The 25,643-nt window shown below is 64.3% G+C and carries 19 protein-coding genes and 1 pseudogene; 9 read left to right on the top strand and 11 right to left on the bottom strand.

What is annotated here, in order from left to right:
* Nucleotides 1-9 precede the first annotated feature (9 nt).
* Both GHT07_RS17575 and GHT07_RS17570 read left to right on the top strand, forming a co-directional pair.
* The gene (locus GHT07_RS17575; RefSeq protein ID WP_153586400.1) at nucleotides 10-870 is read left to right on the top strand and encodes a sugar phosphate isomerase/epimerase family protein; all 861 of its coding nucleotides are present in this window, start codon (nucleotides 10-12) and stop codon (nucleotides 868-870) included.
* The gene (locus GHT07_RS17570) at nucleotides 867-2,321 is read left to right on the top strand and encodes an enolase C-terminal domain-like protein (protein WP_153586399.1); all 1,455 of its coding nucleotides are present in this window, start codon (nucleotides 867-869) and stop codon (nucleotides 2,319-2,321) included. The genes GHT07_RS17575 and GHT07_RS17570 overlap by 4 nt, the downstream gene beginning before the upstream one ends.
* Here GHT07_RS17570 and GHT07_RS17565 read toward each other — a convergent pair.
* Entirely contained in the window at nucleotides 2,299-3,306 is a 1,008-nt protein-coding gene (locus GHT07_RS17565; protein ID WP_153586398.1) for an asparaginase, read from the bottom strand. The genes GHT07_RS17570 and GHT07_RS17565 overlap by 23 nt on opposite strands.
* 262 nt (nucleotides 3,307-3,568) lie before the next feature.
* Here GHT07_RS17565 and GHT07_RS17560 point away from each other — a divergent pair, with 262 nt between their 5' ends.
* Entirely contained in the window at nucleotides 3,569-7,441 is a 3,873-nt protein-coding gene (locus GHT07_RS17560; protein ID WP_194792983.1) for a regulator of G-protein signaling domain-containing protein, read from the top strand.
* 54 nt (nucleotides 7,442-7,495) lie between these two features.
* A pseudogene (locus tag GHT07_RS17555) lies at nucleotides 7,496-9,319 on the top strand (carboxyl transferase domain-containing protein); the annotation flags it as partial.
* Here the strand turns inward: GHT07_RS17555 and GHT07_RS17550 are convergent.
* Both GHT07_RS17550 and GHT07_RS17545 read right to left on the bottom strand, forming a co-directional pair.
* Nucleotides 9,320-10,411, bottom strand: coding sequence for an IS630 family transposase (locus GHT07_RS17550; protein ID WP_153586435.1), 1,092 nt, complete (start codon nucleotides 10,409-10,411; stop codon nucleotides 9,320-9,322).
* Nucleotides 10,412-10,481: 70 nt separating this feature from the next.
* Nucleotides 10,482-11,447, bottom strand: a complete 966-nt coding sequence (locus tag GHT07_RS17545) for an AEC family transporter (protein ID WP_323740986.1) — start codon at nucleotides 11,445-11,447, stop codon at nucleotides 10,482-10,484.
* Nucleotides 11,448-11,553: 106 nt separating this feature from the next.
* On the opposite strand from GHT07_RS17545, the gene GHT07_RS17540 reads away from it, so the two are divergent.
* Both GHT07_RS17540 and GHT07_RS21335 read left to right on the top strand, forming a co-directional pair.
* The gene (locus GHT07_RS17540) at nucleotides 11,554-13,650 is read left to right on the top strand and encodes an ATP-dependent helicase (protein ID WP_153586395.1); all 2,097 of its coding nucleotides are present in this window, start codon (nucleotides 11,554-11,556) and stop codon (nucleotides 13,648-13,650) included.
* The gene (locus GHT07_RS21335) at nucleotides 13,647-14,087 is read left to right on the top strand and encodes a hypothetical protein (protein WP_194792982.1); all 441 of its coding nucleotides are present in this window, start codon (nucleotides 13,647-13,649) and stop codon (nucleotides 14,085-14,087) included. The genes GHT07_RS17540 and GHT07_RS21335 overlap by 4 nt, the downstream gene beginning before the upstream one ends.
* Nucleotides 14,088-14,233: 146 nt before the next feature.
* On the opposite strand, the gene GHT07_RS17530 is transcribed toward GHT07_RS21335, so the two are convergent.
* From GHT07_RS17530 to GHT07_RS17520, 3 genes are read right to left on the bottom strand one after another with little or no spacing between them, the layout of a single operon-like run.
* A complete protein-coding gene (locus GHT07_RS17530) occupies nucleotides 14,234-14,959 on the bottom strand; it encodes an ABC transporter ATP-binding protein (RefSeq protein WP_153586394.1) in 726 nt (241 codons plus the stop codon).
* Nucleotides 14,956-16,176 carry an ABC transporter permease gene (locus GHT07_RS17525; RefSeq protein ID WP_153586393.1) on the bottom strand — a complete coding sequence of 407 codons (1,221 nt, stop codon included), beginning with the start codon at nucleotides 16,174-16,176 and terminating at the stop codon, nucleotides 14,956-14,958. The genes GHT07_RS17530 and GHT07_RS17525 overlap by 4 nt, the downstream gene beginning before the upstream one ends.
* 9 nt (nucleotides 16,177-16,185) lie before the next feature.
* Nucleotides 16,186-17,460, bottom strand: coding sequence for an efflux RND transporter periplasmic adaptor subunit (locus GHT07_RS17520; RefSeq protein ID WP_153586392.1), 1,275 nt, complete (start codon nucleotides 17,458-17,460; stop codon nucleotides 16,186-16,188).
* A gap of 148 nt (nucleotides 17,461-17,608) precedes the next feature.
* Here GHT07_RS17520 and GHT07_RS17515 point away from each other — a divergent pair, with 148 nt between their 5' ends.
* The gene (locus tag GHT07_RS17515; protein WP_228488410.1) at nucleotides 17,609-18,781 is read left to right on the top strand and encodes an ATP-binding protein; all 1,173 of its coding nucleotides are present in this window, start codon (nucleotides 17,609-17,611) and stop codon (nucleotides 18,779-18,781) included.
* A gap of 19 nt (nucleotides 18,782-18,800) precedes the next feature.
* On the opposite strand, the gene GHT07_RS17510 is transcribed toward GHT07_RS17515, so the two are convergent.
* Together GHT07_RS17510 and GHT07_RS17505 are read right to left on the bottom strand one after the other, a co-directional pair.
* Complete coding sequence (locus GHT07_RS17510; RefSeq protein ID WP_153586391.1) at nucleotides 18,801-19,592, bottom strand: exodeoxyribonuclease III; 792 nt, start codon at nucleotides 19,590-19,592, stop codon at nucleotides 18,801-18,803.
* Entirely contained in the window at nucleotides 19,565-20,830 is a 1,266-nt protein-coding gene (locus GHT07_RS17505) for a tetratricopeptide repeat protein (protein WP_194792981.1), read from the bottom strand. Before GHT07_RS17505 ends, GHT07_RS17510 begins: the two co-directional genes overlap by 28 nt.
* A 56-nt stretch (nucleotides 20,831-20,886) precedes the next feature.
* Between GHT07_RS17505 and pyrE the strand changes: the two genes are divergently transcribed.
* Together pyrE and GHT07_RS17495 are read left to right on the top strand one after the other, a co-directional pair.
* Complete coding sequence (pyrE, locus tag GHT07_RS17500) at nucleotides 20,887-21,573, top strand: orotate phosphoribosyltransferase (RefSeq protein ID WP_153586389.1); 687 nt, start codon at nucleotides 20,887-20,889, stop codon at nucleotides 21,571-21,573.
* 61 nt (nucleotides 21,574-21,634) lie between these two features.
* Nucleotides 21,635-22,291: a DUF4124 domain-containing protein gene (locus GHT07_RS17495; protein ID WP_153586388.1), complete on the top strand. Its 657-nt coding sequence runs from the start codon at nucleotides 21,635-21,637 to the stop codon at nucleotides 22,289-22,291.
* 35 nt (nucleotides 22,292-22,326) lie between these two features.
* Here the strand turns inward: GHT07_RS17495 and gatB are convergent, their stop codons facing one another.
* From gatB to gatC, 3 genes are read right to left on the bottom strand one after another with little or no spacing between them, the layout of a single operon-like run.
* Nucleotides 22,327-23,772 carry an Asp-tRNA(Asn)/Glu-tRNA(Gln) amidotransferase subunit GatB gene (gatB, locus tag GHT07_RS17490; RefSeq protein ID WP_153586387.1) on the bottom strand — a complete coding sequence of 482 codons (1,446 nt, stop codon included), beginning with the start codon at nucleotides 23,770-23,772 and terminating at the stop codon, nucleotides 22,327-22,329.
* Between the two features lie 2 nt (nucleotides 23,773-23,774).
* A complete protein-coding gene (gatA, locus tag GHT07_RS17485; RefSeq protein WP_153586386.1) occupies nucleotides 23,775-25,238 on the bottom strand; it encodes an Asp-tRNA(Asn)/Glu-tRNA(Gln) amidotransferase subunit GatA in 1,464 nt (487 codons plus the stop codon).
* On the bottom strand, nucleotides 25,238-25,537 hold the full coding sequence (gene gatC, locus GHT07_RS17480; protein ID WP_153586385.1) for an Asp-tRNA(Asn)/Glu-tRNA(Gln) amidotransferase subunit GatC: 300 nt from the start codon (nucleotides 25,535-25,537) through the stop codon (nucleotides 25,238-25,240). Before gatC ends, gatA begins: the two co-directional genes overlap by 1 nt.
* Nucleotides 25,538-25,643: the final 106 nt, after the last annotated feature.

Genomic DNA, 25,643 nt, shown 5'->3' with positions numbered 1-25,643 from the left:
CTCCTTCGCATGAAGTTCGCGCTCTGCAACGAGGTGCTGCAGCCGATGCCGTTCGCGCAGCAGTGCGAGTTCGCGGCCAAGCTTGGCTACGACGGACTTGAAGTGGCACCCTTCACGCTCGCCGCCGATCCGATGCAGATCACCGATGCGCAGGCGCGTGAATTTGCGCGCGTGGCGCAAGACCACGGCCTCCGCATCTTCGGCCTGCACTGGCTGCTCGTCGCGCCAGCCGGGCTGTCTATCGTGAGTGATGACACGAGCGTGCGGGACCGCACCGTCGGCGTGATGTCGCGCCTGATTGAGTTGTGCGCACTGATGGGTGGCAACTACCTCGTGCACGGCTCGCCCAAGCAGCGCTCGGCGCCTGCGGGCTGCACACGCGAAGAAGCACTGGCACGCGCGACGGATTGCTTCGCAAAGGCTGGCGCTGCGGCTGCGAGCGCGGGCGTTGTGTATTGCATCGAGCCGCTGTCCACCCGCGAGACCGACCTGATCAATACGGTGGAAGAAGCCGCGCAGATCGTCGATGCCATCAACTCACCCGGCTTGAAAACGATGGTCGATTGCAGCGCGGCGGGCCAGGTCGAAAAACAACCCGTCCACGAACTGATGGCGCGCTGGATGCCTTCGGGCCACATCGCGCATGTGCAGGTGAACGATCCGAACCGGCGTGGCCCGGGCCAGGGCAGCATGCAGTTCACGCCGATTCTGCAAACGATCGCACGCATGCACGCGCAGGGCCACTACGAAGGCATCGTTGCGGTGGAACCATTCGACTATGTGCCCGACGGCCCCGCGTGCGCTGCACATTCCATTGGCTACCTCAAGGGCATCATGGAAAGCCTCGCTTACCACGACGCACACGCATGACTGACGCACCGCGCATCCGGATCCGCGAGATCGAGCTGTACGAGCGGCCCGTCGTGTTGCGCCTGCCCTTCAAGTTCGGCGTGGTCACGCTGCGTGAATGCCCGCAGGCGTTTGTGCGTGTGCGCATCGAAACTGCCGATGGCCAAAGCACGTGGGGAGCGGCAGCGGAGATGATGGCGCCGAAGTGGTTCGACAAGAACCTGGCGCTGTCGAACGACGACAACTTCGACCAGCTACGCGGCGCACTGCGCATTGCGCGCGACGCCTATCTGGCGGGCGGCGGTGCAGCCACCGCATTCGGCCACTTCGCGCATCACTACGACGAGACGCTGCAAGCGGGCGCAGCTCAAGGCTACAACCCGCTGCTCGCAAGTTACGGCCCCGCGCTGGTCGATCGCGCCATCTTCGACGTGCTCTGCCGCACACGCCAAGTCTCGTTCTACGACGCGATGCGCGGCAATCTGGCGGGCATAGTGAGTGAGCGCGCAGAGTTCGCCGGTCTCGACATTGACAGCTTCCTGTCGCAGTTGCAGCCCGCCGCATCGATCGAGGCGCGCCACACCGTGGGCATGCTCGACGCCATCACGCCTGCTGATTTGCACGAGCGCGTGAACGACGGCCTGCCTGAAACACTGCAAGACGTGATTGCTGCCTGGGGCCATCGCTACTTCAAGCTGAAAGTCGGCGGCAACATCGCCAGCGACATCGCGCGGCTCGAAGCGGTTGCGTCGGTGCTCGACCAGTTGCCAGCGCCGTACTACGCATCGCTCGACGGCAATGAGCAATACGCCGATGCCGCAGGCGTTGCCGAACTCGTTGCAGCAATTCGCGCAAGGCCCTCATTGAAAAGGCTGTGGAGCTCGATCCTGTTCATCGAACAGCCCATCGCGCGCAAAGTGGCGCTCGATGTCGATCTGCGTGCCGCGCCGCTGGGCAAGCCGGTGATCATCGATGAGTCGGATGGCGAACTCGATACGTTCGTGCAGGCACGCGAGCGCGGCTACAGAGGCGTGTCGTCCAAGACCTGCAAGGGCTTCTACAAGTCGGTGCTGAATGCGGCGCGCTGCGCGCAGTGGAATGCGCAGGCGGGCACGCAAGCAAGCTCACCAGAAGGTGCGCCGCGCTACTTCATGTCTGCCGAAGACCTGACCACGCAGGCGGGCCTGTCAGTGCAGCAGGATCTCGCGCTGGTCAACCTGCTGGGCATCACGCACGTCGAGCGCAACGGCCACTACTACGTCAATGGCATGGCCGCGCAGCCAGCCAGTGAGCAGCAAGCCTTTCTGTCAGCGCATGGCGATGTTTACGAGCACAGCCATGGCGCGGTGCGCCTGAAGATTCAGGGCGGCCGTATCGCACTCGGCTCACTCGCCTGCACCGGTTTTGCAAGCGCGGCGATGCCTGATTTCAGCGCGATGACGCGCCTGGTCAGCGGGGGCGCTCCAGCGTGAACGCGCTCTTGCGCTCGCCCACGCGCGTGCCCTTCGCATTCGCGATCGCCTCGAAGCGCCACGCACGCAACTCGTCTTTCTGCCGCGCATCGAGCCAGCCGAGCTGATCGAGTACGGCCACCGTTGCGGCCTGCACGGCCATCTTGTTGCCGTCGGAAATCTTCACCACAAACGCCTGTCCGCGGCTCTTGCTGCCCACGGCCTGAATGCCATCAGCGCCCGCTTTGGTCACCCAGTCGCCACGGCCCGCGCGCATGAAGGCCTGGTCGCTGCGCGCCGAGCCCGACACAAGATCGGGGTGCGACGTCATCGCTTCTGCAAGCTGCACAAAACTCTCGCCGAACTCGCTGTCGGCAGCGCCACTCGCCAGACGGGCATAGCCGCGCGCCAGCGCCGAGAGCGGCATCGCGAAGTTGGGCGCCGAGCAGCCGTCGATGCCCAGCTTGAGCGCGTCGCTTTCCATGCCCACCACGCGCGCCACATCACGGCGAATCGCCTGCTGCAGCGAATGCGCAGGCGCGAGGTAGTTGTTGAGCGGCCAGCCGTGCTGCACGCAATGCGCGAGAAACCCGGCGTGCTTGCCGCTGCAGTTGTTGTGCCGCTCGTCGATCACGTCCGGCGGCGGCGCAATGCCGGCTTCAACGTAGTACGGCATATGGCAGCCGCACTGCAGCGCTTTGGCGGGCACGTTCGCCTTGTCGAGCATGGCCTGCACCTGCGTCACGTGCATGGGCTCGCCGCTGTGGGATGAACACATCAATGCCACGTTCTCGGGCGTGAAGTTGAACAGCTTCGGCCCGCCGCCGCGCACAAAGGGCAGCGCCTGCAAAGCCTTCAGCGCCGAGCGCGAGAACGACACCCAGTGCGGATCGCCCGCCTGCGCAACCAGCTTGCCTTGTGTGTCCACAACGGCGACGGCGCCGAAGTGGCGGCATTCCAGCGTGCCGCCGCGAAAGGTGTCGATGAGGGGGACGAGCGATGTCATCGGGGCATTATCGCGAACGCTTGTGGGTAAGCCGAATGGCTCAAGCGTGGAACGAATCGCGGTCTGGCACCACTCAGTACCTGAAGTCAATCCCAGGAACAGCGCCATGGAAATCAAACGCCCGCACACGCCGCCGCCACGGTCTCGCTCACAAGCGGCCGAACCGCGCAGCAGCAACGGGGCGCCTGTGTCCCGGACCCAACCCAGACCGCAGCTACCGCGCGCCGACGTCAGTTCCCCTGTACACACCGGCGCCGGCCCCATGACGCGCGTACGCAGCTACATGGTGGGTGCGCCCAACCTGCCCCGCCTGCCCGGGCCTAGCCGCTGGTCGGACTCTCAGCCCGAAGGCGGGCACGGTACAGGAAACCCCGACGCGCAACCCCAGGGCAGCCGCTCACGGCGGGACGAGAGCCTGGGGGGCTTCTGGACCGAAGAAGACATGGCGCGCAACTCGCGCCTGACTACACAAGTCGATCCCGAAGAGTTGTTCCGGTTGCCGCAGCCGTCTACCCCGGCCCCGCGCACGGGCCGGATCTTCGGCAAGGTCAAGACGCTGGTGTCCAGCAAAGGCGGCAGCAAAGACAAGCCCAGTCCAGGTGCGCAAGTCGGCATGTTGCTGGCAGGTCTGGAGACGAGGACATTCGGCACGGCCGGCGGCGCATTTCCAAACCGGTCGCTCAACGAACTGCGTGAGTCGATTGGCGGCAATGACGCCAAGAAGCGAAGCGAATTCGTGCGGCTGACCCAAGAGCAGCTGAACCACATGCGCATCGCCGATCTGGAAACGCTCCACGATGCAGCCGCTGCCGAATGCAACAAGCCAGACTTCGATCCATTTGTCGCGCTGGTGCGCGACATGGCCGCTGTGACGCTGCGCAACTACAACCCGGCGCTGTCGCCAGTGCTGCAAAAAATGATTCGGGTTGTTGGCAACCCGCCAGAGGTGCCGGGCGAGCCGCGTGAGGCGACCATTGCGCGCCTTTTCGGCGAAGCACTGCTGTTTGCCAGCCAGCAGGATGCATCGCAATACGACCCGACCAAGCCTGTATCGCAAACGCCGTACGAAGTGGTGCTGGACTCCATGGCGTACTTGATGACCAAGGACGTGTCAGCCGAAGACATGCGCGCCCTGCTCCATGCGCTGCCACCCGCTGAACTCATGAAACTCGCAAACGTGAACGACGTCGTCGGGCACGGCACCATCAATCGCGCGGACATGGTGAAGTTCGCCGGGCGCGCAGCCGGCCAGGCGCAGGACGGCGCCTGGCGCCGGTTCAGCAACGCAGTGGATGACGCGGCCACGTGGCGCCACGACCCCGAGACGCATCGATTGGCTGACGCACCGGGCCTGATCGACAACGTGATCAAGGCGGCAAACGAGCTCGGGCGATTCCAGTTCCTGGGCGGCAAGGTGGATGGGCGCACCTATCTGGCAACCCAGGCCCAGCTTGGCGGGGTGCTCGCGCTGCTAGCGGAGGCGGACAACTTGTCGACTGCCACGAAGCCGCAGCTGGACCTCTTCGCCAAGGCGCTGGCAACGCTGCAATTTGCAGGCGACTTCGGCATTGCGGCTGAAGAAGCTCGACGTGCGCAGCTTGCGTCTGTTGCACGAAGTGCCGTCTCCGGGCAACTGATCAACGCTCTGCGAGACACGAGTGACAAACAACCGATCGATATTGTTCGCGCCATCACGCAAGCGATTGACCAGCGCGCCGCGAGCGGCCTGAAGCCCCACACGTTGGCTGATGAATTGCGCGCGCTCACGATGGAGTTGCCACCTGCGACACGCGCGCAACTGCGGGCGTCCATGTCGTCGGACAAAATCACGAGGCTGGGCGCAGTGCTCACCGAAGTCGCTCGCGTCAGCCAGGTCAAGGAATTTGTCGCGCTCTCTCGCGAGCTGGACGAAATTGCTTCTGTACTGGCTGCCGTGCGCGACGCGGTGTCACCGGACGTCAATACAGCTGCCGAGGGTCGCTGGCCGGCCATCGCCAAGCTCGGCGACGAGCTGAATCCTGACATGCGCGCCGTGTTGTCCTCGTTTTGCATCTCGGTGCACGAAGGCGAGTTGACCGTCACGATCGCCGCGGTGCCCGTGAATTTCCAGACAGCAGTGGACGCGGCGATCAGATCGATCAAGGTTACCGAGCCGGCCGCGCCCTTCGCGCTCGACGCGAGCCAGGGTGCTGTGACGGTCAATTTGAATGCAACAAATCAAGCCGCGCTTGTCGATCTCGCTGGTGGCAATCCACGTTTGCTGAGCGCCTTGTCGCGCGTGTTGTCAGGCCCGGGGTGGGAGGGCGTGGACGAGCTCTTGGAGACGCCAGACACGCCGTTTCGCATGGGCCGCACGCCGGTACAGTACCTCGGCGAGCCCATCTACACATACGATGTGTGCAGCGACAACCGGGGTGGCCTGATCGTGACGCGAACACTGAGTCTGGGGCAGGTGCGAAAGGCGCGGCTGCTTCAACCGGGCGCTGCACAGGAGCTGGATGTGCACATGATGGTGTCACCGAAGATCGTCACCAAAGTCGCCATCAGCGCCACGGGGCTGGCGAATCCGCTCGGCTCGGCACAGGTGTCCAGCCAGTTCTCGGTTGTCGAATGGGAGCGGGACTATCCACGGCCACTGACTGTGAACGAAATCATGGCGCCTGGAACAAATCCGGCGTTGCGAGAAGAGTTCGAGAGTTTCGTGCGCGACGCATACGTGGGCGAGAACTTCGACTTCCTTGCTGCCATGAATGATTTTGATGCGCAGCCCACGCGCGCGATGGCCAAGGTGCTGGAGGCAAAGTTCATCGCCCAAGATGCACCGAACCAAGTCAATCTCAACAGCGAGTTGCGCCAAGCCATCCATCGGGCGCTGAGCGACCCGAACGCGAAAATGAGTGCAGGCGACCTGGTCGCAGTCTTCGCTCCTGCACGCCATGAAATCACCAAGCTGCTCGAAGTCAACCAATTCGACAAGTTCCGCAACCGGATCGCACCCATGAGGAGGCCCACGCCTGACGCCGCAGTCGCGTCTGCCGCGGAAATTCCGCAAGAGGCCGGCGAGTCAAATGAGCAGCCAGATCGCACCCGCGTGCTGGTCGGCAATTATGTCGGCGCGTTGACTAGGCCGCTGTTGACCCAGTCCAATGTCGACACAAATATCTCGCGCATCATCCGGTCCATGCCCAAAGACCCTGAAAGCTATTGGGGCAACTTGAATGAGCATGTGATATCAATTGTGCGCACTTTGGACCCAACACAAATTGCGTCGCTGTTGATCAACCTGTCGGAGTCGACGTACCGGCCCTACGCTGGTCACGTCGAATTGCTTCGCAAGGCGGCGCAGGACCGGTTGAATGAAACAAACGAGCGGGTGAGCCGCATGACGCCCGAAGGCATCCTTGCCGAAAGTGCGAAACGCCTGCCTTCCGCGCAGCTGCAGACGTGGTTTGAAAGTGGCCGCATCACCGCCTACGAGTTGTTCACGGCCTTGAAGGAGGCGACCGCTGCCGAGCTTCGCACTGCCGCGCAAACACGCACGGGCAACGGCCAGTTCCAGCTGATCGCCCGACGCGTGATTCAAGCCCAGACGCGCGAGCTCGACAGTGCAAGAGTCGAGCTCGTAGCTGCGTTTGCCAGGCAGGCAAGGCTCGACGCACCCGTCAACGACGCGAGCCTGCCCCACCTGGCTGAACTCGCCAAAAGGCTGGTGGGCTATACGGCTTTGGTGATCAAGCTCGGCGACCCGTCTGCAGGGGCCGACCGCGAAATCGAGCGCGAGCGCGGCCTGCTGGCGGCGCGGCTCACCACCGCCATGGAAAACCCCGCGCCAGGACTCACGTCGTCTGAGGTGAGCAACCATCGCGACGCGCTAGATACGCTGGGCGTCAGCACCGCAGTGCGGGCGGCGGCGGTCGGCAAACTGCGCGCGCGCGAAACAGCAGAGCGGTCGCGCCTGCCGAGCCAGGGCAGCCAGCGGGCATCGCAGACGCGAATCCCGCCGCGCCCGCCACCGCGCCTGTCGCTCACGCAAGGCGAGCCGTTGCCGCCGCCCGAAATGTCGCCCACCGGTGGCCAGATTCCGCCGCCTCCGGACGACGACATCCCGCCGCCGCCGGACGATCCGCACGCGTAACCATCGGGACACGAGGGGCCACGCCGGGCGCTGCGGCTGCCGCACAATCCGGCGATGCAGCAGCTTCGCTCCCCCCTTCAGGCCCAGGTTGTGCAATGGCTCGTCGCGCCTGGCGACACGGTGCGCGCGGGCGACGTTGTCGTCATCCTCGAAGCGATGAAGATGGAGCACGAGGTTCGTGCTGACGCGGCGGGGCAAGTGCGCGAGGTGCACGTGGCCGTGGGGGATGTGGTCGATGAAGGCGATGTGCTGATGACGGCGCACGCGGCAACGGCCGTCAACGCGACAGAACCTGCAGATGCGGTCGCAGCGCCATCGCGCACCAACGATGTCGTTCGCGCCGACCTGCAACGCGTGATCAACCGCCACGCGCTCACGCTCGACAGCGCGCGCCCTGAAGCCGTCGCGCGCCGCCGCACTCTGGGCTTGCGCACGGCGCGCGAGAACATCGCCGACTTGTGCGACGCGAACAGCTTCAACGAATACGGCGCGCTCACCGTTGCCGCCCAACGCAGCCGCCGCACCGAAGACGACTTGCAGCGCAACACGCCCGCCGACGGCATGGTCACGGGCATCGGCAGCATCAACGGCGATCTCTTCGGCGCAGACAAGTCGCGCGCCGTTGTGATGGCGTACGACGCCACCGTGCTGGCCGGCACGCAAGGCATGCGCAACCACCAGAAAACCGATCGCATGCTCGGCATCGCGCTGGCCAACAAGCTGCCCGTCGTGTTGTTTGCAGAAGGCGGCGGCGGACGCCCCGGCGACACCGACATGCCCATCGTCGCAGGCCTGCACGTGACGACGTTCGCCAGCTTTGCGCGACTGAATGGCCAAGTGCCCGTGGTCGGCATCGTGGCGGGCCGGTGTTTTGCGGGTAACGCGGCGCTGCTCGGCTGCAGCGACGTGATCATCGCGACGAAGCACAGCAACATCGGCATGGGAGGCCCGGCGATGGTTGAAGGCGGCGGGCTCGGCGTGTTCAAGCCCGAGCAGATCGGCCCCGCGAGCATTCAGCATGCGAACGGCGTGATCGACGTGCTGGTTGACGACGAAGCGAAAGCGGTGCGGGCCGCGAAGCACTATCTGTCGTTCTTCCAGGGCCGCGTGGCGACATTTGAAACACCCGACGCGAATGCCCTGCGCGATGTGGTACCCGAGAACCGGCTGCGCGTGTACGACACGCGTGCGGCCATCACGGGTATCGCCGACGCGGGAACGGTGCTCGAACTTCGCACCGGGTTTGGCAAAGGCATTCATACGGCGCTGGCTCGTATCGAGGGCCGGCCCGTGGGCATCATCGCGAACAACCCGCATCACCTGGGCGGCGCGATTGACGCTGATGCAGCCGACAAGGCGGCGCGCTTCATGCAGTTGTGCAACGTGCATGGCTTGCCGTTGGTGAGCCTGGTCGACACACCCGGCTTCATGGTCGGGCCTGACATCGAGGAGCAGGCTCAGGTGCGGCACGTGAGCCGGATGTTTGTCGCTGCAGCGCACTTGCGTGTGCCGTTCTTCAGTGTGGTGCTTCGCAAGGGCTATGGGCTCGGCGCGATGGCGATGTGCGCGGGTGGTTTTCATTCACCCGACGCCACGATCGCGTGGCCCACCGGCGAGTTCGGCGCAATGGGGCTCGAAGGTGCGGTGAAGCTGGGCTATCGCAAGGAGCTGGAGGCAGTACCCGAAGGCGAGCAGCGGGACGCGCTGTACCAGAAGCTGGTTGCACAGCAGTACGAATCGGGGCAAGCGCTCAACATGGCCGCGACGCTGGAGATTGATGCGGTGGTTGATCCGGCGTTGACGAGGGACTGGTTAGCGACGGGGTTGGCTTCTTCCCGCGTTCGCGAGTTGACAGCTGGGTCTGTCGATACCTGGTAGCTAGTGTCCTGTCCCGCTGATACGTGAGCAAAGTCGGCTAAGTTTTTCCAGGATCGATTCGGCCGTGGCGGTCCAGCGGAATGGCTGGCAGTTCTCGTTGTGGTGGGTCACGAAGTGATCGATGCGCTGCACCAGTTGATTGACACTGGTGAACGAGCCGCGGCGGATTGCCTTGTCAGTGATCAGCGCGAAGAATCGCTCGACCTGATTGAGCCAGGAGCTGTAGGTCGGGATGAAATGCATGTGCCAGCGCGGCCGCGCAGTCAGCCACGCCTTGACCTTCGGGTGGTTGTGCGTGGCGTAGTTATCGACGATGCAGTGGATGTCCAGCTCGGGCGGCACGGCCTTGTCGATCTCGCGCAGAAACGATAGGAATTCCTGATGCCGATGACGCGGCTTGCAACTGGCAAGCACGGCCCCGTTGAGCACGTTCAGTGCGGCAAACAGCGTTGTGGTTCCGTGGCGCTTGTAGTCGTGCGTGACTCCTTCCACGTAGCCGAACCCCATGGGCAGCATCGGCTGCGTGCGCTCCAACGCCTGGCATTGGCTCTTCTCGTCCACACAGATCACCAACGCATTGTCCGGTGGGCTCATGTATAGGCCCACGACGTCGCGCAGCTTCTCGATGAAGAATGGATCGGTGGAGAGCTTGAAGCCCTCGGTGCGATGTGGCTGCAGCCCAAATATCTGGAAGTAACGCTGCACGCTGCTCTTCGAAATGCTCGTCTCTGCGGCGACTGCACGCACGCTCCAGTGCGTAGAGCCGTCTTTCGGCTTCGTGTGCAGCGTCGTCTTGATCAAACGGGCAACCTTCTCATCGTCGATCGTGCGTGCCGCGCCGGGGCGTACGCCGTCGTACAGCCCCGCGATTCGCCGTTCCACAAAACTGCGACGCCACTTGCCCACCGTGGCCTTGTGCAGCTTCAACCGCGCGGCAATTGTCTTGTTGTCCTCGCCCTCAGCACTGCGCAGGATAATGCGCGCCCGCACCGAAAGTGCCGCCGGTAACGAGCGGCTGCGCACGAACGACTCCAACTGCGCGCGCTCCGCCGCACTCAGTTCCAGCTGGTCCTTGGGTCTGCCTGTCCTCATCGCGATATCTCCATCGAAAGATACCGCATCGGCATGCATGATTAATGCCAGGTTTCAATGGGACAGGACACTAGATCACCAGAGCCACAGCACCCGAGAACGTCAAGAACGACGCAGCAGTCGTCAGCAAAATGATCCGCGCGATGCGGCCCGTATCCGCGCTGAACCGCTCAGCCAGCATCGACACATTGCTCGCGCTCGGCAACGCGGCCACCAGCACCATCACCGACGCTGCAAATTTGTTGAGCGGCAGCCCGGCTGCAATAGCGCCAACACCCACGACCAGCACAAGCAACGGGTGCACAACAAGCTTGAAAACGGCGACCGGCACATAGTCGCGCCACGGCATCGGCGCATGTTCGCGCTGCGCGGCATGGAACTGCGAGCGCCACAAGATCGCACCGATGGTGAACAACGCAACGGGCGAGGCTGCGTCCGCGAGCAAGCCAAGCGTCTGCGCCACCGGCTTGTACAGCTGTAACTGCAATGCCGACGCAACGCCACCGGCGACGATGGCCCAGGGCATCGGGTTGAGCGCGACGCCGCGCAGCGCATTCTTCGCAGCGCGCGACGCACCTTGCTCGTCAGCGCCATCGAGCCGCGACAGCGCAATGCACAACGACGACGTGATCAACAGGTCCACCAGGATCGTGAGGATCGCCGGGCCTGCGGCCTTTGCGCCCAGCAACGCCACGAGCAGCGGCACGCCCATGAAACCCGTGTTGGGGAACGCAGCCACTAGCGCGCCGAACGACGCGTCGTTCCAGCCGATGCGCCTGTTCATGCTGACCCACACGACAAAGCCGACGCAGATCAGCGCGCACACCAGGTACACGATGATGGCTGCACCGTCGAGCAACTGCGCAATGGGCGTGGTCGAGCCGAAGCGGAACAGCATGCACGGCAGCGCGAAATAGAGCACGAAGGTGTTCAGGCCCGGAATGGCATCCAGCGGCAGCATGCGCCGCCGCGCAGCGAGGTAGCCGCACAACACCAGCGCAAAAAACGGAAATGTGATGAACAGGATGTCGAGCACGTCAGTATTGTCGGTGCAACGCGGGCGGCACCTTCAAACTCCGCCGTTATGATCCGTGGCTCGTTTCGAGCAGTACCCCAGCCTCCCCGCCTCGCCCCCCGCCCCGATGTCCGGCCTCAATCTCGCCCAGCAGGAAGCAGTCAACTACATGCATGGGCCGTGCCTCGTCCTGGCGGGCGCCGGCTCGGGCAAGACGCGCGTCATCACGCACAAGATCGCGCGGCTGATCACGGCGGGCCTGGAGCCCGGCCGCATCGCAGCCATCACCTTCACGAACAAGGCCGCCGCCGAAATGCGCGAGCGCGCGAAGACGCTGATCGGGCGTGAGGCCAAGCAGGTGCTGGTGTGTACTTTTCACGCACTGGGCGTGCGCATGCTGCGCCAGGACGGCGCCGCGCTGGGCTTGAAGCCGCAGTTCTCGATTCTCGACAGCGACGACGTGACGAGCCTGCTGAAAGACGCAGGCGGCACCACCGACGCAAAGACGGCGCGTCAGTGGCAATGGGCGATTTCGCTGTGGAAGAACATGGGCCTGAACGCGGCGCAAGCTGAAGCGCAAGCCAAAGACGACAACGAAAGAATCACCGCGCGCATCATGGCCCGCTATGAAGAGCGGCTCACGGCCTACCAGAGCGTGGACTTTGACGACCTCATCGGCCTGCCGCTCAAGCTGCTCAAAGACCACGACGATGTTCGCGCGAAGTGGCAGCAGCAGATGGGCCACGTGCTCGTCGATGAATACCAGGACACCAACGCCACGCAGTACGAAGTGCTGAAGCTGCTCGTGGGCGAGCGCGGGCGCTTCACATGCGTGGGCGATGACGACCAGTCGATCTACGGCTGGCGCGGCGCGACGCTCGACAACCTCAAGCGGCTGCCGCAGGATTTTCCGGAACTGAAAGTCGTCAAGCTCGAGCAGAACTACCGCTCGACCAGCGCGATCCTGCGCGCGGCCAACAATGTGATCGGGCCGAACCCCAAGCTCTTTCCAAAGACGCTGTTCTCCGAACTCGGTGAAGGCGAGCCGGTGCGCATCGTCGATGCCGACAGTGAAGAGCACGAGGCCGAGCGCGCCGTGGCACGCATTCAATCGACGCGCGCCAACGGCTTGTCGAAAGACTGGAAAGACTTCGCTGTGCTGTACCGCGCCAACCACCAGGCGCGCGTGTTCGAGCAGGCACTGCGCAAGGCGCAGATTCCGTACAAGGTGTCGGGCGGCCAGAGCTTTTTCGATCGCGCCGAAATCAAGGACTTGTGCGGCTGGCTGCGCCTCCTGGTCAACAACGATGACGACCCGGCGTTCCTGCGCGCAGTGACCACGCCCAAGCGCGGCATCGGCCACACGACGCTGCAGGCGCTGGGCACATTCGCGAGCCAATACAAGCTGAGTCTGTTCGCGGCGCTGTTCTCAGGCTCGCTGCCGTCGGCGGTGTCGTCCCGCGCCATCGGCGGGCTGCACGAGTTTGGCCGCTACGTGAACGACATGGAGTTCCGTGCGCGCCACACCACGGGCGCTGAAGACGCGCGCGCGTTCCTGCTCGACTGGCTCAAGGACATCGACTACGAAAAGCACCTTTACGACGGCGAGGAGAGCGAGAAGCTCGCCGCTTCGCGCTGGACCAACGTGCTGGATTTTTGCGACTGGATGTCGCAGCGCTGCGGCGGCACGATCGACGACACGGCTGGTGTCACGATTGAGAGCGAGAAGAAAACGCTGCTTGAAGTCGCGCAGACCGTGTCGCTGCTGTCCACCATCAGCGAACGCGAGAAGGACCAGAACGTCGTCACACTCTCGACGCTGCATGCAGCCAAGGGCCTGGAGTGGCCGCACGTGATGCTGGCTGGCGTGAACGAAGGCCTGCTGCCCTTCAAGCCGGGCGATGACGACAAGGCCATGAGCGAGGCCACAGGCCCCATGAGCGAGAGCATCGTGCAGCGGCTGCAGGAAGAGCGCCGGCTGATGTACGTGGGCATCACGCGCGCGCAGCGCTCGCTCGCGGTGAGCTGGACCAAAAAGCGCAAGAAGGGCCGCGAGATGGTCGCGGGCATGCCCAGCCGCTTCATCGCCGAGATGGCGCTGGAGAAATCGACGACCAAGGAAGACCCGCGCGAAAAACTCAAGGCCCTGCGCGCCGAATTTGCGCGCAAGGCGAGTGATACGGCCGCGGCAGCGGCGGCTGCTACTGCGGCGGGTGGATCATGACGGTGCGGTTCATTGAGATGCGGTTCTTTGCGCAGCGCGCGGCGCTCGCTTTTTTCTTGGGGGTTGCCAGCTTCGCCGCGCATGCGCAGAGCCTCGCGCGCGTCTGCCCCAAGGCACATGAAGCGACACAGGAACATCTCATCGGCTTGTGGCGCGCTGAATTCACGGACTTGCCCGCCGCCACGCTGCTGCTGTGGCAACACCCTGAACTGGCCGCGAGCGTGCGTGGGCAGATCAATCGCAATGGCGAGCGCGCCGACCTCGCAGGCGATGTCGATGAAGGCGAATTCACGCTGGAAGAATCCGTGAACGGCGTCAACATCAGCGCGACGTGGCTGGGCGATGTGGTCGAAGGCTCGTGCGGTCGCGAGATTCGCGGCACGTGGCGGCGTGAGGGGCAGGCGCGCGAATACGAGTTTGTCTTGCGCAAGCAGTAGAGGGTGAGCGTGGCGGCGCTAGGGCGCGAGCGATGCGCCTGTGGGGTGCAAGCGTTGCAGCAGTGGGCAGGAACGGTGCAGGCTGTGGCGCTACCGCCGCGTGCCCCCACCCCGGCCCTCCCCCGAAAGGGGGAGGGAGGCACAGGTCAGGGTTTCGGTGGGCCATCGCGCACGAGCTTTCCGTCAACGAGTTCGAGCACACGGTCGCAGCGCGCGGCCAGGCGTGGGTCGTGTGTGACCACCAAAAACGAAATGCCGAGCTCGGCATGCATGCGCCGCATCAGCGCGAACACTTCGTTGGCAGCGGCCGTGTCGAGATTGCCCGTGGGTTCATCGGCGAGCACGAGTGGCGGCTCCAGCACGAGTGCGCGCGCAATGGCAACGCGTTGCTGCATGCCGCCCGACAACTCGCCGGGGCGCTTGCCCATCGCGTTGCCCAGGCCGACGGCCGCGAGTACGGCCTTTGCCCGTTCCAGCTGCGCTGGCGTCACGCGGCCTTCGCGCATGAGGGCTGGCAGCGTCACGTTTTCGAGTGCGCTGAAGGCCGGCAGCAAATGGTGAAACTGGAAGACAAAGCCGATCGAGGTGCGCCTGCGCCGCGTGAGCGCCGCGTCGTCCAGGCCCTGCATCTCTTCGCCTTCGATGCGATAGCTGCCCGCCGTCATTCGCTCGAGCAGGCCCACGATGTTCAGCAGCGTGCTCTTGCCCGAGCCTGATGGCCCGATCAGCGCCACGAACTCACCGCGATCCACGCGCAGCGACAAGCCATGCAGCACCTCGGCCTCATTGGGCAAGCCGATGTTGTAGCTCTTGCGAATGCCGTCGAGCACAAGCAGTTCGCTGGCTGGGGCTTTCACGTCAGTCGTGCTCATAGGCGGATGGCCTGCGCAGGGTCGAGCCTTGCGGCGCGGCGCGCAGGCGCCACCGCTGCGAGCACGCCGCATACCGTTGCGATCACGGCAACTTGCAGCGCCAGCACGGGCGCGAGCGTGATGTTGAAAAGCGGCTTGCCGTCGGAGCCGAGCACGAATGTGGTGAACGCGCGGATGAGCAGCACTGCCAGCAGCACCCCCAGCACTGAGCCCAGCGCACCGACGATGCCGCCTTGCAGCAGGAAGATGCGCAGCACCTGGCCCCGCGTCGCGCCCATGGCCCGCAGGATGCCGATCTCGCGCTGCTTTTGCACGACCGACACGACCAGCACACTCGCGACGCCCAGCACCACGACGATCATGACCACGCCGCGAATCACCGCCGTGCTCACGGACTGCGCATTCAATGCCGACACGAGTTGCGCGTTGGCTTGCTGCCAGCTCTCGGCCTTGTAGGGCCAGCGTGCGGACAGTTCGTCGGCCACCACTTGCGCCTGCCAGATGTCGGCCAGCGTGATGTCAAGGCTCGTCACTCCGCCGGGCAGCCCCGCCAGGCTTTGCGCCGTGCGTAGCGGAACTAGCACGGTGCGCCGGTTCAACTCGCGCACGCCGAGGTCCACCAGCGCCGTGACGCGTAGCGAATCGGAGACGCCGCCCGTCACCACGCCGATGCGGTCGCCGATGCGCACGCCCAGGTCTTGCGCCAGCTCGCGGCCGATGATGGCCTCGCCCGGCCCGAGCCGCGCAGTGCCATCGACGATCTTGTCGCGCAGCCCCACGATGCGGTCGTATCGCTCAAGCTCCACGCCCACGAGCGCAACGGCCTTGATCGCCTGGCCGCGTTCTGCGAGGCCCGCCGCCGACACCATTGGCGAGACTGCGGTGACCTGCGGCATCGCTTCGAGCAACGGGACGAGCGGCTGCCAGTTGCCGATGGAGCGCAGGCGCTGCGCGCGTGGTTGCGTCTGCACCAGCTCGCTTGCGCCGGCGCTCGCCGCCTCGCGTGCCGGCAGCACCAGTTCGTCACGCGAGCTGATCGTGACGTGCGCCTGCGAGCCCAGCGTCTTCTCGATGGTGTTGCGCTGCAGGCCGGCGATCAACGCCGAGATGTAGGTGACCACGGCCACGCCCGCTGCGACGCCGACGATGATCAGCACCGTTTGCATGCGGCCTTCGCGCAGGAAGCGCGTCGCAACACGGGTCTCGAAGCCGAGCATGCGGCTGCCTCAGCGGCCCATCGCGTTGGTCATCGCAGCGCCGGCATCGTCTTTCGTGCCCTTGGCTGTGCCTGTTGACGGCGTGGCTGAGCTATCGGCACGCACGCGGGCGCCGGGCGATGGCGCCGCACCAACGAGCACGAGATCGCCTGCACTCAGGCCCTCAAGAATCTCGACGGCGTCGAGTGTGCGCAGGCCCACGCGCACCTTGCGCGCCTCGACGCGGCCTTCGAGTGCGAGCCAGACGACGGCGCCTGTCGAATCTTCGCTACGCAGCGCACTGGCAGGCAACACCAGTGCCTGGTCGCGGCGCGCCGTCTCCACTTCCACCGACAGCGTCATGTCCTCGCGCAGGAAGGCGGGCACGGGCTGTGGCAGGGCGAACTTGACTTCGATCGAGCCGCGCTGCGCATCGACGAGCGGCGCGATGGTCAGCACACGGGCCGTGAAGCGCTGTGTGGGATACGCATCAGCCAGCACGCCCGCGAGCTGGCCGGGCTGCAGCTGTCCCAGGTAGCGCTCATCCACTTGCGCGACGAGTTGCAGCGGGCCGGCCAGCGCCAGGGTGAGCAGCGCACGTCCGGGCTGCACGATCTGGCCGGGCTCGACCAAGCGTGCGAGGACGCGCGCATCCGCCGGGGCTGTGAGCACGGCCTCGCCCAGGCGGGCCTGTGCGGCTGCGCGTGCGGCAACTGCCAGCGCTACCTGCGCCTGTGCCTGCGCAACTTCGCTGCCCGGCTCAGCAAGCGCCGCGTTTTGCGCGCGCGCGGCATCGCGTTGGGCTTGCGCGACCTCAACCACGCGGCGCGCCTCGTCCACACGTGCCTGGCTCACAAAACCCTGCGCCACCAGATCGAGCGTGCGTTTAAGGTCTGCCTGCGCGGCCACCAGCACTGATTCAGCCTGCGACACACCGGCCTGCGCAGCGCCGCGGCCTGTACTGCGCAAGCCTGCGAGGCGGGCGAGCGCCTGCTGCTCCGTGGCCTGGGTTTGCGCGACGGCAGCGCGCAACTCGGCGTTCTCCAGCCGCACGAGCACATCACCCGCCTTGACTTGTGCGCCTTCGGCCACCGGCACTTGCACCACGCGGCCGGTGAGTGTGCTGCCCACGTCCACACGCGATGCAGTCGCCACGCGGGCAGAAAACTGCAGTGTGCGAACCAGCGGCGCCATACGCGCTGCGACTGCTGGCGCGGAAGGTGCGCGCGTCATCCACCAGACAGCGAACGCGGCCACGAGCACGGCAGCAAGGACCGAAATGGAGATCAGGAGGCGCCGGGACATGTGGGTGATTCTGACAGTGCCCACGCTACGGCCGCTCATGTGCAGACCCGGCCGGCCCGTCCGTGCGTCACCTTTAGTTGTCGTACGCAGCGATTTACAGAAAATTATGAAATTGAGATAATTATCTGAATTCAATAAAAATGTAAAAATGACCTTTCACCGACCAAAACTCGCCTCGGACATGGCCGAGCAGCTGCTGCGGCCCAAGGGCCTGATGACCAAGGTCCGCTCCGGCCTCTTCCTGGGCGGTCTGCGCCGGATCGGCAAGACGACATTTCTTCGCGGCGACCTGATCCCTGCGCTGGAGGCAGAGGGGGCCATCGTCGTGTATGTCGATCTCTGGAGCAACACGGCCGCCAAGCCGAGCGACCTGCTGCTGGCGGCGGTGCGCAGGACGCTGGCGGACCTGGAGCGTGCGGACTCCAAGGCGGTCGGTATTTTGAAGCGTCTGAAGGGCCTGGACCTGGGCGCGGCCGGCTTCAAGTTCGGCTTCAGCCTGGTCGAGCTCGGCAAGAACGAAGGCAGCACGCTCGCAGGCGCCTTCGGCGAACTGGTCCGTCTGACCAAGACCGACGTGGTGGTCATCATCGACGAAGTGCAACACGCCATGGGCTCCGAGGACGGCGACAACATGCTGCTGGCCCTCAAAGCGGCCCGCGATGAAATCAACCTGACCCCCGGCACGCCCGGGCACTTTCTGTTCCTTGGCACAGGCTCGCACCGGGCCCGGGTCCGCGAACTGACCATCAAAGGCACGCAGGCTTTCAACGGGGCGATGTCTGAGGACTTCCCGGTACTGGAGATCGACTTTGTTGATTGGCTGCTGAAGCAAGCCGAGCTCGGAGCGAGGATGCCCACACGGGAAGTCGCATTCGAGTGTTTCGTGCGGCTGGGCCGCAGGCCCGAAGAACTCATGAAGGCGCTCTTCGCGCTGGCGCAGTCGCCGAGCTTCGCCGACGCGGACCAGGACTTGCGCGCCATCACCGAGGGCGTGCGGCAATCAGCGGCAGCCGTTGACCTGGCTCGATTGGATGAACTCGGTCCGTTGGCCCAGGCCGTCTTTGGCTATGTGTGCAAGCAAGGTGGCCAGGGCGTCAAGAAGCTGTTCTCCGCTGCAACACTCGATGAATATGGCGTCGAGATCGGCCGCACCGTTGGCGCAGAAGAAATTCAAAAGGTCGCCACGCTGCTGCTGGATTCAAACATCCTGGCTCGCGACGGCCATGGAATCTATGGCGTCAGTGATCCGTTCCTCGCTGAGGCCTACAAGAGCCGGGCCAATGTCCTCAAGACTCTCGATGGGCCTGCGGCACCGGCATGAAGGCCGCAACACAGACGGATCACAGCTTGAACTCGTAGTCCACCGTGATCGGCGCGTGGTCCGAGAACTTCTCTTTCTTGTAGATCGCTTCCTTGCGCGCGAGCTGCGCCATGGCGGGTGTCGCCAGGTGGTAGTCGAGCCGCCAGCCCACGTTGTTCAGGTATGCCTGGCCGCGGTTGCTCCACCATGTGTAGCACTCCTCGGTCGCCTCGGGCTTCAGGCGCCGGTAAACATCGACCAGACCGGTCTCAGTCAGCAGCTTCGTCATCCACGCGCGCTCTTCCGGCAAGAAGCCGCTGTTTTTCTTGTTGCTGCGGAAGTTCTTCAGGTCAGCTTCCTGGTGCGCAATGTTCACGTCGCCGCACAGGATGAAGTCGCGCTTTTTCTTGAGCTTCACAAGATGCGGGTCGAACTCGTCGAGGAAGCGGAACTTGGCCTGCTGCCGCTCTTCGCCCGATGAGCCGCTCGGAAAGTAACAACTGATCACTGAAAATTTGCGTTTGGGCGTATCAAAGCGCAACTCGACGTAGCGGCCTTCAGCATCGAATTCTTCCGAGCCGTAGCCCACGACCACATCGGTGGGCTCGTGCTTGGTATACACGGCCACGCCGGAATAGCCCTTTTTCTGCGCGAAGTGAAAGTGCCCTTTCAAGCCCGCCATTTCCTCGAAGCGGCCCTCCACGTCTTCGGCTTGCGCCTTGACTTCCTGCATGCAGATGCAATCGGGCTTGGTCTTGGCGATCCATGCTTCGACGCCTTTGCTCGCAGCGGAGCGAATGCCGTTCAGGTTGAGGCTGGTAAGTTTGAACATGGATAGCTGGTTGAAAGTCGTTGCGCGAGCTTACCAAGCACAGCAGCCCAGTCGCGGGCAACGGGTTGGCGCAACAGCGTCATGTGTTCGTACCACGGCGAGGTGTCGCGCTGGTGCAGCCAGCGCCAGTCGGCACTGAAGGGCAGCAGCAGCCACACGGGCTTGCCGAGCGCGCCCGCCAGATGGGCAACGCTGGTGTCGACGCTGATCACAAGGTCCATGCATTCGCACAGCGCAGCCGTTTCGGCCATGTTGGTCAGCAGCGGTGCAAAGTCAGTCACATCGCTGCGCGCGCGCAAGGCCTGCGCATCTGCGGGCCGCACTGCGTTCTGCAGGCTCACGTACTGCGGGCCTGCTGGCAATGCATCAAGAAGCTGCTGCAGGGCGAGGCTGCGGTTGGAATCGTTGCCATGGTCGGGTCTGCCGCTCCAGACGAGGCCGATGCGCGGGCGTCGCTGCTCGCCCGGCCGCTCGCCTAACCGCTCACGCCATGCAGTTACCTGGGCAGCGGGCGCGTGGAGGTAGCGGCCCGGCGTGGGAATCGTGTCCAGCCGGGTGCCGGCCAAGTACGGCAGGCTCATGAGCGAGCACTGTGTATCGAACTTGGGCATGTGCGAGCCTGTTGTCGCGACTTCATCCAGCCCCAATTGCCCGCTGAGCAACGCAACCAGCTCGGGCTGCACCAGCAGCTTGGTGCGCGCGCCTTGTGCGGCGAGCCATGGCAAATAGCGGCAGAACTGCAGTGTGTCGCCCAGACCCTGCTCGGCGCAAACGAGGATCGTCCGACCGGCAAGCGGCTGGTCCGCCGTCCATCGTGGCTGGCTGAAGTGGCGTGCCGCCATCGCGATGTCCGGCTTGTGCCAGCGCCACTCAAATTCGCGCCAGCCGCGCTCGAAGTCGCCCAGGCGCAGCAGCGCCAGGGCGAGGTTCCAGTGCGCGTCTACCAGCGCTTTGTCGGCCTGCAAGGCGCGCTCCAGCGATTCAACGGCCTCTTCGTGCCGGCCCAGCTGGTCCAGCACAACACCACGGTTTTGCCAGGTGATGGCGGAGTCAGGTGCCAGCGACAGCGCCGCGTCGTAACCTGCAATGGCAGCTTCAGGCTGGCCCAGCTCACGCAGGGCATTGGCCCGGTTGATGTGTGCGGGCACCAGCGCGGGATCGAGCGCGATGGCGCGGTCAAAGCGCTCGATCGCCTCGGCTGCGCGGCCCGCGCGCCGCAGTTCCCGGGCTTGCGCCACCAGGCTTAACGCCTCATTGCCCGCCAATACAATCTCCCTACACATAAGGGATCCGCATGACGATCATCGACACGGCCGCCGACGATGCGCTCGCGCAGGAATTCGTGGAGTTCGCCATCGGCGCAGGCGTGCTGCGCTTCGGCGAGTTCAAAACGAAGGCCGGCCGCCTCTCACCTTACTTCTTCAATGCTGGCCTGTTCGACGACGGCATCAAGCTCGGGCGGCTCGCGCAATTCTATGCACGCCGCATCATGGATTCGGGCATCGAGTTCGACATGCTGTTTGGGCCGGCCTACAAGGGCATTCCGCTGGGTGCTGCCGTCGCCATCGAGCTCGCGCGGCTCGGGCGCAACGTGCCGTTTGCCTACAACCGCAAGGAAGCCAAAGACCACGGCGAGGGCGGCACGCTGGTGGGCGCGCCCGTCAAGGGTCGCGTGCTGATCGTTGATGACGTGATTTCTGCTGGCACAGCCGTGCGCGAATCCATTGGCATCATCAAGGCCGCAGGCGCCACACCCCATGCCATCGCGATTGCGCTGGACCGCCAGGAGAAGGCAACCGAGAACGGCGTGGATGTTGCTTACAGCGCTGTGCAGCAGGTGCGCGACCAGCTCGGCTTGCAGGTTTGCGCGATTGCGCGTCTCGCGGATTTGCTCCAGTATCTTGAGCAACACGGCGATACAGCGGTGCAGGGCCGGCATGAGGAGGTGCTGGCGTACCGGCGGCGTTACGGCGTCGATTGAGGAAGATAACTTGCAGTATCTGGCGTGCCTGCGTGTAGTTGGTATGACGCTGTGCCTTGGCATGGCAGCGCCAGCTTGGGCGCAGCAGGGCATCTACACCTGTGTGGACGGCAAGGGCCGCCGCATCACTGCCGACCGCCCCATTCCCGAATGCATTGACCGCGAGCAGGCCGAGATGAGCTCGGGCGGCCTCGTCGTGCGCAAGATTGGCCCGTCGCTCACCGCACAGGAGCGCGCACAGGAAGAAGCGAAAGCGGCCAAGGCGCAGGAAGAGCGCAACCGCCAAGCCGAGGAGCGCAGGCGTGAACGCGTGCTGCTGGCCCGCTACCCCGACAAGGCCTCGCATGACAAGGAGCGCGCACAGGCATTGGCGCAGCTCGATGACGTGATCAATGCCGCCAACCGCCACAACAGCGATCTCGCAACGCAGCGCAAGGCCATCGACCAGGAGCTGGAGTTCTACAAAGGCGATCCATCGAGGATTCCGCCCAAGCTCAAGCGCCAGATCGAGGAAAACACCCAGCAGGCCGAAGGCCAGCGCCGGTTCGTTGCCAACCAGGAAGCCGAGAAGAAACGGGTGAATGCGCGCTTCGACGATGAGCTGGTCAAGCTCAAGGCGCTGTGGTCGCAGCTGGCAGCGCCCACGTCTGGTGGTGCAGCGTCGGCTGCGACTGCCACCACGGCTGCCGCCTCCGGGCCGGTGACGCAAAGGCGCTAGGCGCTTCGCCTACAGGCTTGTGCCTGAGGCTGCGGTCACGACAACTTCTTGCGCAGCAGGTCGTTCACCTGCGCCGGGTTCGCCTTGCCTTTGCTCGCCTTCATCACCTGGCCGACGAGGGCGTTGAACGCCTTCTCTTTGCCCGCGCGGAACTGCGCGACGTTGTCGGCGTTCGCTGCAATCGCGTCATCGATGATCTGCTCCAGCGCGCCGGTGTCGTTCATCTGCTTGAGGCCCTTGGCCTCGATCAGCGCGTCAACGTCCGGTCCTTCGCCGCTCCACAGCGCGTCGAAAACCTGCCGCGCTGCATTGTTGGAGATGGTGCCGTCTGCGATCCGCTTGATCAAAGCGGCGAGTGTTGTCGCGTTGATGGGCAACTGGTCAATCGTCACGTCGCCTGCATTCAGGCGGCGCGAAATCTCGCCCATCACCCAGTTGCTGGCCAGCTTGGGCTGGCCCGAGGCGGTGGCCGCGGCTTCGAAGTACGCCGCCATCGCCTTGCTCTGCGTCAACGTGGTCGCGTCGTATTCGGGCAGGCCGTAGTCCTTGACGAAACGCGCCGCCATCACGCGTGGCAGCTCGGCCATGTCGGCGCGCACGCGCTCGACCCAGTCACGACCTATTGCCAGCGGCGGGAGGTCCGGGTCGGGGAAGTAGCGGTAGTCGGCGGCGTCTTCTTTCGTGCGCATGGCACGCGTCTCACCGGTGTCGGGGTCGAACAGCACGGTGGCCTGCTGGATCGCGAAGCCGTCTTCGATCTGCTCAATCTGCCAGCGGATCTCGAAGTCGATCGCCTGCTGCATGAACTTGAAGCTGTTCAGGTTCTTGATTTCGCGGCGCGTGCCCAGTGGCTCGCCCGGCTTGCGCACGGAGACGTTCGCGTCGCAGCGGAAGCTGCCTTCCTGCATGTTGCCGTCGCAAATGCCGATCCACGTCACGATCTTGTGCAGCTCTTTCGCGTAAGCCACAGCTTCGTCGGACGAGCGCATGTCTGGCTCAGTGACGATTTCCAGCAGCGGCGTGCCCGCGCGGTTCAGGTCGATGCCCGACTGGCCGACGAAGTCTTCATGCAGCGACTTGCCTGCGTCTTCTTCCAGGTGCGCACGAACGAGTCGCACGGACTTCTTCTCTTCGCCCAGGTAGAACTCAACAACACCGCCCTGCACCACCGGAATCTCGAACTGGCTGATCTGGTAGCCCTTGGGCAAGTCCGGATAGAAGTAGTTCTTGCGCGCGAACACGCTGCGCTCGGCAATGTGCGAGTTCACGGCCAGGCCAAACTCGATGGCGCGCTCGACCGCGCCCTTGTTCATCACCGGCAACGTGCCCGGCAATGCCAGATCGACAGGCGATGCCTGCGTGTTCGGCTCAGCGCCGAATGCAGTGGGCGCGCGGCTGAAGATTTTTGACTGGGTCGAGAGTTGCGCGTGCGTCTCGAAGCCGATGACAACTTCGTAGCCCTGTATCAATTTGGCTGCCATGGTCACACGCCCTCCGGCTTGCGAAGGTGGAAGTCCGTGGCTTGCTGGAACTTGTGCGCCGTGTTCAGCAGCTTTGCTTCCGCGCAGTAGTTGCCCAGCAGCTGCATGCCCACCGGCATTTGCGCTTCGCCGAAGCCACACGGAATGCTCATGCCGGGCAGGCCCGCGAGCGAGCCTGGCAGCGTGAAGATGTCAGCCAGGTAGTCGGCCAGCGGATCGCTGCCGTGTTCACCGAGCTTCCAGGCGACTGTCGGCGCGACGGGGCCGGCAATCACATCGCATTGCTTGAACGCATTCTGGAAATCGTCGGCGATCATGCGGCGGATTTTTTGCGCTTGCAGGTAGTACGCGTCGTAATAGCCATGCGACAGCACGTACGCGCCAATCATGATGCGGCGCTTGACTTCGTCGCCAAAACCTTCGGCGCGCGTCTTCTCGTACATGTCCGTCAGGTCGCTGTAGTTCTTGGCGCGGTGGCCGAACTTCACACCGTCGAACCGCGAAAGATTCGATGAGGCTTCTGCCGGCGCAATGATGTAGTAAACCGGAATCGACAGCTGCGTGCGCGGCAGCGTGATGTCCACCAGCTTGGCGCCAAGTTGTTCGTACTGCTTCAACGCCGCTTCGATCGCTGCGCGAACATCGGCAGATAGCCCTTCGCCGAAAAATTCTTTCGGCACGCCGATGCGCAGGCCTTCTATCGACTCGTTCAAACTTTTGGTGAAGTCTTGTGCGGGCACGTCGAGCGACGTCGAATCGCGATCAGGGTCGGGGCCGCACATGGCCGACAGCAACATGGCGCAGTCTTCAGACGTGCGCGCCATGACGCCTGCCTGGTCGAGGCTCGACGCAAACGCGATCATTCCGTAGCGCGACGCACGGCCATAGGTCGGCTTGATGCCGGTGATGCCGCAAAACGAGGCGGGCTGGCGGATCGAGCCGCCTGTGTCTGTGCCTGTGGCGGCGGGCGCACTGCGCGCCGCAACCGCAGCAGCGCTGCCACCTGACGAGCCGCCGGGAATGCGCGATGTGTCCCACGGATTGCGCACGGGCTTGAACGCCGAGTTCTCGTTGGCCGAGCCCATCGCGAATTCATCGCAGTTGAGTTTGCCCAATGTCACGCAGCCTGCTTGTGCAAGTCTTTCAACCACGGTGGCATCGAAGGGCGAACGGTAGTTGTCGAGCATCTTCGAGCCGGCGGTGCTCGCGAAATCTTTCGTGACGAAGATGTCCTTGTGCGCAATCGGCACGCCCAGCAGTGGCGCGGTGTCGCCAGCAGCAATGCGCTCATCAGCGGCTTGGGCTTGCGCAAGCGTCACGGCTTCGTTCGTGTCGAGGTAGGCACCCAGGCTCGCCTGGTCGCTCGCGCGGGTCATGAAGTGCCGTGCCACTTCAACAGCCGACACCTCTTTGGCGCGCAGTGAAGCAGCCAGCGCCGCCACAGTCATGTCGTGCAAGGGGCTCATCACTCGATCACTTTCGGCACGAGGAAAAGGCCGCGCTCGACGGCCGGTGCGCTGCGCTGGTTGGCTTCGCGGTCGATGTGCGGATTGGCGATGTCGTCGCGCAGCCGCAGAACGACGTCTTGCACGGCGGCGGCGGGATGGGCCAGGGGCTGGATACCGGTGGTATCAACGGCCTTCATCTGCTCGACGATGTCGAAAAAACCGTTGAGCTGCGCTGCAAGGCGCTCGCTCTCGGCGGGCTGCAGTTCCAGCCGGGCAAGACGGGCGATGCGCGCAATATCTGCTGAAGAAAGGGACATGGAGTGAAAGTGCGCTCGGAAAACAGATGTAAACGCTTATTTTTGACCCGCGGCGGGCCGGTTCAGCGAGGGCAATCGGGTATTATCCCGCCTTTAGTGCAACGCC

Source organism: Caenimonas koreensis DSM 17982, assembly GCF_009646335.1.
Lineage (GTDB): Bacteria > Pseudomonadota > Gammaproteobacteria > Burkholderiales > Burkholderiaceae_C > Ramlibacter > Ramlibacter koreensis.
Note: the sequence above shows the minus strand (reverse complement) of the source record. Positions and strands in the feature narration are given on the sequence as shown.